Here is a 13,248-nt window from a genome sequence, read left to right on the forward strand (position 1 = left end):
GGCACGCCTGTTGCCTTGGGCGGCCACCGGAGCGCACGGGAAGAGCAGCTCGGCTTTCGCCATCGCCTTTGCCTCGGCTGCGCCTTCGGGTCGCCTCGCCTTCGGCTTCGGCGTTGTGGGCGTTCCCGGTGCGTGCGCTTGGGCCGCTTCGGCGTGGGGCTAGGAGGCGCTTGCCCTGGCGTAGGCGTCGGCTCCGCTGAACACGTTTTGGCCGTACTCCACGGAGTTGTTGTAGGCCATCACTGCTGACCACCAACCCTGGCCTGTGCCGAGGTCTCGGGCGCCGCCTGCGCAGAGGTAGCGGGCGGCGGTCAGGGCGGCGTCGTCGATGTTTTGCGGGTCTGCTGGTTGGCCGTCGCCTGCTGCTCGCTTCGCCCAGCGGTTCCAGGTGCCCGGGATGAACTGCATCGGGCCCACGGCTCGGTCCCATGTCGGGTCGCCGTCCAGGCGGCCGCCGTCGGTGTCTTGGATTGCTCGGACTCCTGCGGAGCCGTTGAGGGGGACGCCGATGATCGGGCGCGAGGGGAGGCCGTTGTCCTGGAGGTGGGCGCCGAAGATGCTGCCGTGGTGGGACTCGACTCGGCCGATGCCGGCGAGGGTGGCCCAGGAGATTCTGCAGGCTGGGGCTTCGCGTTGCATGGTCAGGTCGGCGTTGGCGTAGGCCTGCAGGGCGCGTTGGGGGATGTCGGTTTTTGAGGCGACGCGGGTTGCCCAGTCGGCCAGTGGGTCTGTTCGGGTGCCTGGGGCGGCGGCGTTGCCTGGGGGTGCGGAGCCTGGTTGTACGTCCTGGATTGGGACGAGGAACGGGGGTGGGCCCGGTGGGGCCGCGTCTCTGCGGTTCAGGGCGCCCAGGGCCCAGGCGCCTGCGGCCACTACGACGATCAGCAGCAGCACCAGGATGATGCGGCCGAAGATGTTGCCGTAGTTGGGGCGGCGGACCGGGGTTTTCAGGGGCGGCGGCGGGACCACGGGATCCAGGCTACGTGCTCTTCACGCGCGGTGACGGGCGTGAACGTGATGAAACCGGCACTGATGGCGGCTGGACATACAGGTGAGGCTTACCTTAAATAAGGCCGACCTAATTTGCTGGAGGCGTCGAGATGTTGTTCACCAATGGGCTGATCGGGCTGCGGGAAGGGCTTGAGGCTGCCCTCGTGGTGAGCATCTTGATCGCATTCCTGGTCAAGACCGACCGGAGGCACGCGCTCAAGTGGGTTTGGGTGGGTGTTGCGACGGCGGTGGCACTCTCCGTGGCGGCTGGGGCGATCATCACCTTCAGCGCTGCGGGCATGAGCTTTGAGCAGCAGGAAGCGTTCGGCGGGATCATGTCGATCATTGCGGTCGCGTTCGTCACCGGAATGATCTTCTGGATGCGCAAGGCGGCCAAGACGATCGCGGCCGAGTTGCGCGGCAAAATGGACGAAGCGTTGCAAATCGGACCAATTGCCGTGGCTGTGGTGGCCCTTTTGTCGGTGGGGCGGGAAGGGTTGGAGACCGCGGTCTTCTTCTATTCCAGCGTGCAGGCTGCCGGCGGGGGGACGACTGAGCCGCTGCTCGGGTTCCTGGCGGGGATCGCGGTGGCCGTGGTGATCGCGGCGCTGCTGTACCAAGGGGCAATCCGGTTCGATCTCGGGAAGTTCTTCACCGTCACGGGTGTGCTGCTCGTGTTCGTGGCCGCCGGGGTGCTCAGCTACGGGATCCACGACCTGCAGGAGGCCGCGTTCCTGCCGGGGCTCGACACGCTGGCGTTCGACGTCAGCGACACCCTGCCGGAGGACTCCTGGTACGGGGCGTTGCTCAAGGGGTTCTTCAACTACTCGCAGCGCACTTCGGTGCTGCAGGCCATCGCGTGGGTCGCCTACGTGGGGGTTGTTCTGTCCGTGTTCCTCATCCGGCCGCGCCGTCGCGCCGCCGTGGCCAACTGATCAATGGAGTAGTGACCGTGCGCAAGGCAGTGGTGATTCTCGGTTCGCTCGCGGTGCTGGCGGCGTGCAGCAACGGCGGCACGAACGACGCCGGCGGCAACATCGCCGTCGAGGCGAGCGACGACGCGTGCAAGGTCGCGAAGACCGAGGCGGCGACGGGCAACGTCACGTTCGAGGTGACGAACAAGGGCAGCAAGGTGACCGAGTTCTACCTCTACGCGGAGGGCGACCGGATCCTCGGCGAGGTCGAGAACATCGGGCCGGGGTTGAGCCGCAAGCTGATCGTCGAGGTCGGTGAGGCCGGGAAGTTCCAGACCGCGTGCAAGCCCGGCATGAAGGGCGACGGCATCCGCGGTGACTTCACGGTCACCGGTGACAGCAAGAAGTCCACTGACGGCAACGCGTTGCTGGCCGAGGCGACCAAGAGCTACCAGCGTTACGTGAGCTCGCAGGCGGACCAGCTGCTGGTGAAGACCGAGGAGTTCGTCAACGCGGTCAAGGCCAAGAAGGTCGACGACGCCAAGGCGCTGTTCCCGGTGTCGCGGACCTACTGGGAGCGCATCGAGCCCGTCGCGGAGAGCTTCGGCGACCTCGACCCCAAGATCGACGGCCGCGAGGACGTCATTGAAGAGGGAATGGCGTTCACCGGCTACCACCGCCTGGAGAAGGACCTGTGGGAGTCCGGGCTGCAGGCCGACTCCGAGAAGATCGCGGACCAGCTCCTGGTCGACGTCAAGGAGATCGTGGCCAAGGCGAAGACGGTCGAGCTGACGCCCGTGCAGCTCGCGAACGGCGCCAAGGAGCTGCTGGACGAGGTCGCCACCGGCAAGATCACCGGTGAGGAGGACCGCTACTCGCACACCGACCTGTGGGACTTCCGGGCCAATGTGGACGGTTCGCAGGCGGCCATCGCGGCGCTGCGCCCGGCGGTGGAGCAGAAGGACAAGGCGCTGGTGTCCACTCTGGACGCGAAGTTCAAGGCGCTCGACGAGGCGCTGGAGAAGCAGCGCAAGGGCGACGGCTTCAAGTCCTACAAGGAGCTGACGCAGGACGAGATCAAGGCGCTGGCCGAAGCCGTCGACGCACTCGGCGAGCCGGTCAGCAAGGTTGCGGAAGTGGTGTCGGCCAAGTGAGCGAAGGGGTTTCGCGACGGAGGCTGCTGGGGTACGCGGGCGCCGGTGTGGCGCTCGCGGGCGCGGGTGCGACCGCTGGTGTGCTCGCGACCAGGCAGTCGCCGGAGGTGGAGAACGTTGCCGCGGCGAAGGTTCCGTTCCGCGGTGACGTGCAGGCGGGCATCACCACGCCCGCGCAGGACCACATGCACTTCGTCGCGCTGGACGTGAAGACGACCAGCCGCGACGAGCTGATCGACCTGCTCAAGCAGTGGACGCTGGCCGCGGAACGGATGACCGCGGGCCAGGAGGCCGCCGAGAACGGTGCGGTGGGCGGCAATGCCGAGGCGCCGCCGAAGGACACCGGCGAGGCGCTCGACCTGCCCGCGTCCGCGCTGACGATCACGATCGGCTTCGGGCCGTCGTTGTTCGACGACAGGTTCGGGCTCAAGGACAAGCGGCCGGAGGCGTTGATCGACCTGCCGCGCTTCCCGCAGGACGACCTGGATCCCGCGCGCAGCAACGGGGACATCTGCCTGCAGGCCTGCGCGAACGACCCGCAGGTCGCCGTGCACGCCATCCGCAACCTCGTCCGGATCGGGTTCGGGCGGGTCGCGGTGCGCTGGTCGCAGCTCGGGTTCGGCCGCACGTCGTCGACCACGCGCGCGCAGGCCACGCCGCGCAACATGTTCGGGTTCAAGGACGGCACCCGCAACATCAAGGCCGAGGACACCGACCACCTGCGCGACCACGTGTGGGTCACCGAAGGCCCCGAGTGGATCCGCGGTGGCACGTACCTGGTGGCGCGCCGCATCCGCATGCACATCGAGATCTGGGACCGCACCTCGCTGAGCGAGCAGGAGCAGATCATCGGCCGCACCAAGGGCGAGGGTGCGCCGCTGGGGCAGCAGAAGGAGTTCGACGAGCCCGACCTGCACGTCCGCGGCGCGGGTGGAGTTCCGTTGATCGGCGAGGTCTCGCACATCCGGCTCGCGTCGCCGGAGTCGTTGAACGGCGTCAGGATCCTGCGCCGCGGCTACAACTTCACCGACGGCTCGGACGGGCTCGGGCACCTGGACGCCGGTCTGTTCTTCCTGGGCTTCAACCGCGACTCGCGCACGCACTACGTGCCGATGCAGCAGGCCCTGTCCACAAAGGACGAGATGATGGAGTACGTGGAGCACACCGGTTCCGCGCACTTCGCCATACCGCCGGGCGTGAAGAAGGGCGGGTTCTGGGGCGAGGGACTGTTCCGCTGATCAGTTCCCCAGGGCCAGCCGGGCTTTGACCTCGCCGAGCGCTTCCTGGTACTCGGGTGACGGGTTCATCGCGACCGCCATCCGCAACTGGGCGAGCGCCTCGGTGAGGCGCCCGAGCCGCTGCAGCGTCTTGCCGAGCGCGAACCGGGCGTAGTGGTCGCTCGGATCGAGGTCGAGCACCTTCCGGAACGCTTCCTCGGCCCGGTTGAGCTGCGCGGACCCGAGATACGCGCGGCCGGCCAGCAGCTGCACGGACGGAGCCTCCCCGGCCTCGGCCAGCACCTGTTTCAGCTCGCGGAGCGCATCGAGAGGGCGGCGCTGTGCCATCAGCGCCTCCGCCTTCCTGAACGCCTCGAAGGTGCTGTCCGTCATTCGATCAACGTTACCTACCGCTCGCCGGTTCTTCGACTGCCGTCCGGGCGACAGCACTCTTCGGGGTGGCGGTTCCGAGCCAGCACGCGCAGAAACCGAGCACCAGCCCGGCCACGACACCGGCCGTCGGCGCCTGCCCGAGCAGCGGCCACGCGATCAACGCCGTGACCGACGGAACCACAGAGGACAGCGTGGTCATCGCCGCCGCGCCCCCGGTGCGGACGCCGACCAGGAACAACGACGCGCCACCCATCGAGTTGACCAGCACCAGGAACACCATGGTCAGCCAGAACTGCCGCCAGTCGGTCACGCCGGCGTTCTCGGTGAGCGCCAGCAGCCCGACGACCGGCACGGACACGGCGTGCTGCACCGCGTTGCCGCTGCGGAAGTCCGTGTCCCGGCAGAACTTCTGCTGGTAGACGCCGCCCGCGACGAACCCGAGCATGCCGAGCACGGTGAAGACCGCGCCGGACCCGAACGATCCCAGCCGGTCCCACAGCGCGGCGAGGACGGCGGCGACCCCGAGTGCGAGCCCGAGCACCTGTTTGAGTCCAATTCGGACACCGAACACCCCTGCTGACACCACGGCCGTGAGCACCGGTGTGCACGAGATGATCAACGCGGTGACCGACGCGGGTACGCCGAGCCGCAGTCCCAGGTACACGCCGGAGAACTGGCAGGCCTGCACGAGCAGCCCCGCCACGCACGTGTGGACGAGCGGCCAGCCACGCGGCCAGCGCGCGCTCGTGACGAGGGCTACGAGAGCCATGAGCACGGCCGCGAGGGTGAAGCGGATGGTGGTCATCAGGAACGGCGGGGCCACGGCGACGGCGAGCGCGCCCACCGGATAACCGGAGGCCCAGACCAGCACCGTGCCCGCCGCGAAGCCTGGTTTGATCCGCACGGGTCTCAGAACTACCAGGTGTTTTCGTTCCGCACGAGGTTTCGTTCCGGATCTACCGGCTCGCCGCCATCCTGCGGACCGCCTCGGTGATGATCTCCGGCGAGGTCGCGAGGTTCATCCGCACGAAGCCGTTGCCGCCGGTGCCGAAGGTGGTTCCGCAGTTCACCGCCACCCGGCCCCGGTCGAGGAAGGTCTTGGCGGGGCGATCGCCGAGGCCCAGTTCGCGGCAGTCCAGCCAGGCGAGGTAGGTGCCCGGCGCCGGTCGGTAGCGGACGCTCGGCAGTTCCTCGGCCAGCAGGTCCTGGAGGAGTCGCCGGTTCTCGTCGAGTGCTTCGAGGAGCGCGTCCAGCCAGTCACCGGCGTGGTTGAACGCTGCCGTGTGGGCGAGGATGCCGACGTGGCTGGGGCCGTGGCTCACCTCCTCCGGGAGCTTCGCGAGGTCGTCCGCGGCGTCCGGCCCGGCGATCGCGAGCGCGGCCTTGAGCCCGGCCAGGTTCCAGGCCTTCGACGCCGACATCAACGACAGCCCGTCGTCCGCGACGCTCAGGTAGGGCACGAACTTCGCGGTCGTGAGCGGCGCGTGGATCTCGTCGGCGACCACGCGGACGCCGTGCCTGCGGGCCAGTTGCGCGACTTGTGCGAGTTCGGCCTCGGTGTGGACGGTGCCGGTCGGGTTGTGGGGGTTGCACAGCAGGTAGACCGCGCCCTTGCCGGCTCGGGCGAACGCATTTTCGAGGATGTCGAAGTCGATCCTGAACGTCTCGTCGAGCGGTGCCTCGACGACGGTCCGGCCCAGCGACTCGATGAACTGGTAGAAGGGCGGGTAGACCGGGCAGTTGACCACGACGGGCGCGTCCCGGTGCGAGACCAGCCGGAACATCTCGACGACGCCGAGCATCACGTCCGGCACGATCGCGGTCCGCTCGACGGCCGGTGCCCAGTCCCACCGCTTCTTCGCGAACTCGGCCAGCGCCTCGGCGTAGGCCGTCCCCGCGGGGTAGCCGGTGTCGCCTCGTGCGACCGCGTCGGTGATCGCCTTCGCGACGGGTTCCGCGAGGTGGACGTCCATCTCGGCGACCCACACCGGCAGCACGTCCTCCGGGTAGTACCGCCACTTCATGCTCGTTCGTTGCCTCAGCTGGTCCAGGGTGAGCTGACGTAACGGGTTCATGGGGCAAACCTAGGCTCGTTCGTGGAGGAAGTGTTTGCGATTCTTTGCTGCATGGACGCCCTGGACCGCAAGATTCTTGCTCACGTGCAGGCCGACGGCCGCCTGACCATCACCGAGCTCGCCGACCGGGTGCAGCTGAGCGTCTCCCGCGTGCAGCGCCGCCTGCGCGAACTCGAACGGGCAGGCGTGATCCGCGGCTACCGGGCCGTGGTGGACGCGGCCGCGATCGGCTTCGGCTTCGAGGCGCTGGTGTTCGCCAAGCTGCGGATCGAGTCGATGGACGACTTCGACCGCGCGCTGGTGGACGTGCCGAACGTGGTGGAGGCGCAACGGCTGTTCGGCAGTCCCGACTACCTGCTGCGGGTGGTCACCGCGGACCTCGCGTCGTACCAGCGGCTGTACGAGGAGACGCTGGCCAAGCTGCCAGGGGTGCGCGGGCTGACGTCGACGATCGTGATGAAGCAGGTGATCGAGCCGCGCCCGTTGCCGACCCACCCGTGACGAGGCGGGAAGCGGGGAATGCGTGCGGGCGTTGTGCTGTTGCATGAGCCTGCGCTTCTCACTGATGGGTCCGGTACGAGCCTGGCGGAACGACGAGGAGATCGAACTGGGGCCGCGCCAGCAGCGGGCGGTGCTGGCGGCGTTGCTGCTGAACAACGGCATCCGGCTGAGCAACGACCAGCTGATCGGCATGGTCTGGGACGACCCGACGCCGAGCGCGGTCATGGCGTTGCGGACGTACACCTACAAGATCCGGAAGCTGCTGCCCGAGCTGGACCTGAAGTCCCGCAACGGCGGGTACACCCTCAAGGCCGAGATCATCGACGACTGCCGCGGCGAGCCTCTCGAGGGACTCGACAGCACCTACTTCGAAGCGCAGCGCACACGCCTCGCCCAGCACCGGCTGAAGTCCCGCGAGGACTGGCTGGAACGCGAGCTCGACATCCTCGAGCTGCAGAAGCACGTCGCCACCTTCCCGCTGAGGGAACGCCCGCGCGCCCTGCTGATGCACGCTCTCTACCGCGAGGGCAGGCAGGCCGAGGCGCTCGACGAGTACCACCAGGCGCGCGCACTCCTCAACGATGAACTCGGCCTGGAACCCGGACCGGAGCTGCGCAAGGTCCACGCCCAGATCCTCAAGGGCGACCTCCACCTCGAACGCCGCCCGGAACAGCTGCCACCGAGCCTTCCCGACTTCACCGGCCGCACCGCCGAGATCGCGCTGGCACTCCGCACGTTGCCGAAAACCGTTGGCATCACCGGGATGCACGGCAGCGGCAAGACGGCGCTCGCCACCCAGATCGCGCACACCGTCAAGCACCACTACCCGGACGGCCAGATCTTCGTCAGATCCAAGGACGTCGCCAACGAGCTGTTGCGCGCGGTCGGCGTGGAGAACCCCAACGGCGACAAAGCCGCGCTGTGGCGGGACAAGGCGCGTGGCAAGCGGTTCCTGATCGTGGTCGACGACGTGCAGGACCCGGCGCAGGTCGCGGAGCTCCACACGCCCGGCAGCGCCATGATCCTCACGAGCCTGCGGCGGTGGAACGAGCTGCCCGGCGTCACGTGGGTGAAGCTCGCCGGGCTGACCGAGACCGAGGCGCGCGAGTTCCTGCGCGAGGTGCTCGACCCGGCGCGGATCGAGGCCGAGCTCGACGCGGCGGACGAGGTGCTGGACCGCGTGTCCCGCATGCCGAACCCGATCCGCGTGCTCGGCGGCAAGCTCACCGGCCGGCCGCACTGGACCGTCGCGATGCTGCTGGCCCAGATGGAACGGGAGACGCAGCTCGGCAGCGCCATCCCGTCCGACTGCCAGGCCGTGCTGGCTCCGATGATCAAGGCGGAGGAGCGGCTCAGCGAGGCGGAACTGCACCTGCTGCAGTGCTTCTCCAAGCGGCGGGCCGACGTGATCGACGTGTGCGAGGCCGCGGAGATGGCCGGTGTCGAGGCGGGGGCGATCGAGTACGTGCTGGAGTCGCTCGCGGACGTGCACCTGATCGAACCGATGGTGCTCGGCCGCTACCGGCTGCCGCGGTTCGTGCGGATGTACTTCGGGTGGCGCTCGCCGGTCCTGACCAGCTGATTCATTCGGAATTTATGGCCTGACGATGTGCCGGGGCCAGGTTCGTAGACATGTCAACCAAGGAGCTTGAAGGCAAGAAGGCACTCGTCACCGGCGCCACGTCGGGCATCGGCCGTTCGATCGCGGTCAAGCTCGCGGAGGCGGGTGCCACCGTCTACCTCACGGGGCGCAGGGCCGAACTCGGCAAGGAGACCGTCGAGCTGATCGAGCAGGCCGGCGGCACCGGTCACTTCATCGTCTCGGACGTCGCCAGCGTCGACGACGTCCGCAAGCTGGCCGAGGAGGTCGGCGAGGTCGACGTGCTCGTCAACAACGCGGGCATCTTCCCGTTCTCGCCGACGCCAGAGCAGTCGCTCGACGGCTACCAGCAGGTGTTCGACGTCAACGTGCGCGGCACCTACTTCCTCACCGCGGCTCTGGCTCCGGCGATGGTCGCGCGGGGCCGCGGCTCGATCGTCAACGTCTCCTCGATCGCGGCCGTGATCGGCACCCCGGTCGGTTCCGTCTACAACGCCTCCAAGGCCGCGATGGACGCGCTGACCAGGTCGTGGGCCGTCGAGTTCGGCCCGGCGGGCGTCCGGGTCAACTCGGTGGCGCCCGGCCCGATCCACACCGACGCCGCCGTCGAGGGCGCCGGCGAGATGTTCACCGCGATCACCGAGCTCACCGCGCTCAAGCGCACCGGTGCGCCCGAGGAGATCGCGGAGGCGGTGCTGTTCCTCGCGTCCGAGAAGTCCAGCTACATCACCGGCTCGGTCATCACGGCCGACGGCGGTTACGTGGCGAGCTGAGCCAGCAGCGCGGTGATCGACGAGGGCGACTCGACGTGCACGTTGTGGCCCGCGCCGGGGAACTCGACCGGCTCGGGCACCAGCTCCTTCAGGTGCTCCTGGGGGCTCATCGGGTCGTTCTCGCCGGCCGCCAGCACGATCTCGGCCTCGGCGGCCATGATCAGGCCCGGCATGTCCGGCCTGCCGACCCCGAACGCCTTCATGTCCAATGAGGGAGTCCAGCCGCCGTCCACTTCGGACACGCCGTGTTGCAACGGCACACCCGCCATCTTGGAGGCGCGCTCGACGGCTTCTTCTTGTGTGGCGAAGACCTTGCCGGGTTTCGCGGCGAGTGCCGCGGCCTTCTCCAGCTCCTCGTCGGTCCACTGCACCTTGATCCCGACGCCGACGCAGGTCGTGACCTTCACGCCGAACCAGCCGCTCGCCAGCGCCAGCCCGACGACGCCGCCGAGAGAGTGGCCGACGACCGTGACGGGTTCGCGCGGGATGACGTCGGCGATGGCGGCCGCGAGCGAACCGAACGAGTAGCGCTCGATGGGCGCGCTGCGGCCGTGACCGGGCAGATCCGGCACGAGCCAGCTGCCGTGCCACTCGCCGACGACGTCCTGCCACACCTCGCCGGTCGCGCCCAGCCCGTGCAGCAGCACCAGCAGCGGCCCGTTCCCACCTCGTTCGACATGGAGCACGTCAGAATCCTGTTCTATGCGAACCGATGCCGAGCTGATCGTCGACCCGGACACGTATACCTCGGGTGTCCCGCACGACGCACTCACCCGGCTGCGCGAAAAGAACGTCGTGCGCATCGACGACTTCTGGGCGGTCTTCCGCCACGCCGACGTCCGGACGGTGCTCCGTTCGCCTCACACCTTCTCATCACACCGCGGCGCCACGCAGATCCGCGACCCGCAGCCGGCCGACCTGGCGTACGTGCAACGCATGATGCTCAACCAGGACCCGCCCGAGCACACGCGGCTGCGACGAATGCTGACCAGCGCTTTCACGCCACGCGCGGTCGCTCGCCTCGAAGACGGCATCCGCGCGAACGCCCGCGAGATCATCGCCAACCCGTCCGGCGACTTCGCGCACGACGTGGCCGACCTGCCGTTGCTGACGCTGGCCGACGTCTTCGGCGTGCCCCGGCAGGACCGCGCGTTGCTCTACGACTGGAGCAACCGCGTGATCGGCTTCCAGGACGCGGAGTACGCGTTGTCGTCCAGCGACACCACCGGCATGACCGAGATGGCTCTGCAGGCATTGGAGCTGCGTCCTTCCGATGGCCGTGACCCGCGCGCACGTGACGGCATGCCTGATCTCTACGCCTACGCGCACGCGCTCGGTGAGCACAAGCGGAAGTATCCGACCGACGACGTCGTCAGCAACCTCATGCGGGAGGACATCACGGTCGAGGAGTTCGAGAACCTCTTCTGGCTGTTCTCCGTGGCAGGTAACGAAACCCTGCGCAACGGCATCCCCGGCGGCATGATCGCATTGCTCGAACACCCCGACCAGTACGAGCGGCTGCGTGCCGACCGAACGCTGCTCGGCACCGCCGTCGAGGAGATGCTGCGGTGGTGGACGCCGGTGATGCACTTCCGCCGCACGGCCGTCCAGGACACCGAGCTGAGCGGGCAGCAGATCAAGGCGGGGGACAAGGTCGTCGTCTGGTTCTCGTCGGCCAACCGCGACGAACGGGTGTTCACGGATCCGGCGAGGTTCGACATCGGCCGGCGCGAGGCGGACCACCTGAGCTTCGGGCACGGGCCGCACTTCTGTCTCGGTGCGCAGCTGGCTCGGGCGCAGCTGCGGGCGATCTTCGACGCGGTGCTGGACCTGCCGGGCAGACTGCGGCTCGACGGCGAGATCAGCCGATTGAGGTCGAACTTCCAGAACGGCGTCAAGCACCTTCCGGTTCGTCTAGCCTGAGCGCGCTACTCGCACAGCGTCCTGGGGGACTGAAGTCATGCGTCATGCCATTACGCTCGTTTCCGTCGGGCTGTTCGCGCTCGCCGGCTGCAGCCAGCCAGTCGCGGCGCCCGCACCCGCAACCACCACAACCACCACGACGACGACGACTGCGCCGCCGAAGCTGAGCGCCGCCGAGGTGGAGGGAAAGATCGACCAGGCGGTCGCGGCCACGACGTTCGAGGCGCTGGGCGGAACACTGCGCAGCGGCCCCGACAAGTACGTCAAGACGCAGCTGCTGACGGTGACCTGCGGAGGCGAACTGCCGTCCAACCGCCTGATCACCAAGGAAAGCGGTGTGCAGTGGGGCGTCACGGGGTCTCTCGTCAAGAGCAGCTTCGTGCACTACGACGACATCAAGGCCAGCGAGATCTTCGAGAGCCTGCGCAAGCTCACCTCGTGCGGCACGTACGTCGAGACCTGGTCGAAGGACCAGGCGACGGTGACCGTCAACGGAGAAGTCCCCCTGCCCAAGGCCGCGGAGGCTGACGGGCAGTTCTCGTGGTGCGAGACGGTGTCGCCGACGTTCGCCCGGTGCTATGCCGTGCTGTCGCGTGGTGCTTTCGCCGCTTCCGTGCAGGTCGCCACGGGCAGCGCGGACCAGGGGAAGGCAGCGCTCGGCGATGTTGTGCCGGTCGTCGCGAAGGCTCTTGCGACCGTCGGGTGAGAGTCGATCTACGGAGTGATCGACGTGACCAGCGCTGTCGTGACCACCAAACAAGCCTTCACGGGAGGCGAATGCGTGGGCGGCGAATTCACCTACTGACTGGTGTGTGTTGTGGCGATTGAGCAGCTGCCCGATTCGGGGTGGCCGACCACCGAAACTTCCCCGCTGCTGTTGATGCTGTTCAGCCCGGAGGAACTGGCGGAGAAGTTCGGGCTCGTCTTCGCCGATGACCTGGACGACCTCGGTCCGCTGAGGATCGCCGTGGTGAGGGCGTCATTCGGGACCGCGGGCTTGGTCAGATACGTCGACGCGCCGTTCGAAGGAACGACCGTTTTCGTCGACTCGGCCGCTGATCTCGAACTCGCTCATCGCGCGGTGGTCAGCGAGTTCGGTTTGTCGAGCCTGGACCTCGGCTGGGCGATACGTTCCGCTGGTCTTCTGGACGTTGTGCGGGACAACGCGCGCCTGAAGGAACTGCTCGCGGTTTCCTTCGAGTTCGACGTCGCACGCACCGAGAGCGAAGGGGCCGCAGCGATCGATTGCGGGCTCTCGCTCCAGCTGCTGGCAGGCGACCCCGCGGGAGGACGGTTCTACCTGTGTGGCGAGACGGGGTTGGAGGGGCCGATCCTCTACGCCAGTTCGGAGGGGCAGGCGGGCCTCATCGCGGACAGCTTGCGTGAAGCCCTCGAACTGGTGGTCGGACTGCCGTACTGGCGGGACTGCCTCACTTACGCCGGTGGGGGCCGCCTTGACGTGATGGCGGATGCCATGCGGCACCTGCAGGCCGAGCACGACAACTCCGCACTGCCCTCGCTGCAGGCGCAGGTCTCGGAGCTCCTCTGCGTCGACCTCCCCGCGCCGGAGATCCCGCTGGCCCGCTTGCACGCTGCCGGCCTTCGGTCTGAGCCTGGGTTCGTCTTCCGTGACGAAACCGGGGAGTACGAAGGGCTCTTCGGGTCGTTCCACCCTGACCGGAATCCGCGTTGGAGTCGTGGCTGACGG

The 13,248-nt window shown here is 68.1% G+C and carries 14 protein-coding genes; 9 read left to right on the plus strand and 5 right to left on the minus strand.

Annotated features, from left to right (window positions below; translation table 11 throughout):
- Positions 1–159: 159 nt before the first annotated feature.
- Entirely contained in the window at positions 160–969 is an 810-nt protein-coding gene (locus UK23_RS14190) for a murein transglycosylase (RefSeq protein WP_156213094.1), read from the minus strand.
- Positions 970–1,100: 131 nt separating this feature from the next.
- On the opposite strand from UK23_RS14190, the gene efeU reads away from it, so the two are divergent.
- From efeU to efeB, 3 genes are read left to right on the plus strand one after another with little or no spacing between them, the layout of a single operon-like run.
- Positions 1,101–1,925, plus strand: coding sequence for an iron uptake transporter permease EfeU (gene efeU, locus UK23_RS14195; protein WP_045311962.1), 825 nt, complete (start codon positions 1,101–1,103; stop codon positions 1,923–1,925).
- 11 nt (positions 1,926–1,936) lie between these two features.
- On the plus strand, positions 1,937–3,058 hold the full coding sequence (efeO, locus tag UK23_RS14200) for an iron uptake system protein EfeO (RefSeq protein WP_045311963.1): 1,122 nt from the start codon (positions 1,937–1,939) through the stop codon (positions 3,056–3,058).
- Positions 3,055–4,296 carry an iron uptake transporter deferrochelatase/peroxidase subunit gene (gene efeB, locus UK23_RS14205; RefSeq protein ID WP_045311964.1) on the plus strand — a complete coding sequence of 414 codons (1,242 nt, stop codon included), beginning with the start codon at positions 3,055–3,057 and terminating at the stop codon, positions 4,294–4,296. Before efeO ends, efeB begins: the two co-directional genes overlap by 4 nt.
- Here efeB and UK23_RS14210 read toward each other — a convergent pair whose 3' ends face one another.
- Genes UK23_RS14210 through UK23_RS14220 form a run of 3 tightly spaced genes read right to left on the minus strand, consistent with a single transcriptional unit; the run spans position 4,297 to position 6,743 of the window.
- Positions 4,297–4,668, minus strand: coding sequence for a tetratricopeptide repeat protein (locus UK23_RS14210; protein WP_045311965.1), 372 nt, complete (start codon positions 4,666–4,668; stop codon positions 4,297–4,299).
- Positions 4,669–4,678: 10 nt separating this feature from the next.
- Positions 4,679–5,572: a DMT family transporter gene (locus UK23_RS14215; RefSeq protein WP_045311966.1), complete on the minus strand. Its 894-nt coding sequence runs from the start codon at positions 5,570–5,572 to the stop codon at positions 4,679–4,681.
- Between the two features lie 52 nt (positions 5,573–5,624).
- Positions 5,625–6,743 carry a MalY/PatB family protein gene (locus tag UK23_RS14220; protein ID WP_045311967.1) on the minus strand — a complete coding sequence of 373 codons (1,119 nt, stop codon included), beginning with the start codon at positions 6,741–6,743 and terminating at the stop codon, positions 5,625–5,627.
- A gap of 51 nt (positions 6,744–6,794) precedes the next feature.
- On the opposite strand from UK23_RS14220, the gene UK23_RS14225 reads away from it, so the two are divergent.
- Genes UK23_RS14225 through UK23_RS14235 form a run of 3 tightly spaced genes read left to right on the plus strand, consistent with a single transcriptional unit; the run spans position 6,795 to position 9,617 of the window.
- Positions 6,795–7,244, plus strand: coding sequence for an Lrp/AsnC family transcriptional regulator (locus UK23_RS14225; RefSeq protein ID WP_045311968.1), 450 nt, complete (start codon positions 6,795–6,797; stop codon positions 7,242–7,244).
- 43 nt (positions 7,245–7,287) lie between these two features.
- Positions 7,288–8,826, plus strand: a complete 1,539-nt coding sequence (locus UK23_RS14230; RefSeq protein WP_082114648.1) for an AfsR/SARP family transcriptional regulator — start codon at positions 7,288–7,290, stop codon at positions 8,824–8,826.
- Positions 8,827–8,876: 50 nt separating this feature from the next.
- A complete protein-coding gene (locus UK23_RS14235; RefSeq protein ID WP_045311970.1) occupies positions 8,877–9,617 on the plus strand; it encodes an SDR family NAD(P)-dependent oxidoreductase in 741 nt (246 codons plus the stop codon).
- Here the strand turns inward: UK23_RS14235 and UK23_RS14240 are convergent.
- A complete protein-coding gene (locus UK23_RS14240; RefSeq protein ID WP_045311971.1) occupies positions 9,602–10,303 on the minus strand; it encodes an alpha/beta fold hydrolase in 702 nt (233 codons plus the stop codon). The genes UK23_RS14235 and UK23_RS14240 overlap by 16 nt on opposite strands.
- Before the next feature lie 16 nt (positions 10,304–10,319).
- Here UK23_RS14240 and UK23_RS14245 point away from each other — a divergent pair, with 16 nt between their 5' ends.
- The 3 genes from UK23_RS14245 (at position 10,320) to UK23_RS14255 (ending at position 13,245) form a co-directional block, all read left to right on the plus strand.
- A complete protein-coding gene (locus tag UK23_RS14245) occupies positions 10,320–11,540 on the plus strand; it encodes a cytochrome P450 (RefSeq protein WP_045311972.1) in 1,221 nt (406 codons plus the stop codon).
- 37 nt (positions 11,541–11,577) lie between these two features.
- Positions 11,578–12,246 carry a hypothetical protein gene (locus UK23_RS14250; protein ID WP_045311973.1) on the plus strand — a complete coding sequence of 223 codons (669 nt, stop codon included), beginning with the start codon at positions 11,578–11,580 and terminating at the stop codon, positions 12,244–12,246.
- A gap of 111 nt (positions 12,247–12,357) precedes the next feature.
- Positions 12,358–13,245 (plus strand): hypothetical protein, encoded by an 888-nt coding sequence (locus UK23_RS14255; protein WP_052684657.1) that lies wholly within the window; start codon positions 12,358–12,360, stop codon positions 13,243–13,245.
- The last annotated feature ends 3 nt before the right edge of the window (positions 13,246–13,248 follow it).

This window comes from Lentzea aerocolonigenes, from assembly GCF_000955955.1.
GTDB lineage: Bacteria > Actinomycetota > Actinomycetes > Mycobacteriales > Pseudonocardiaceae > Lentzea > Lentzea aerocolonigenes_A.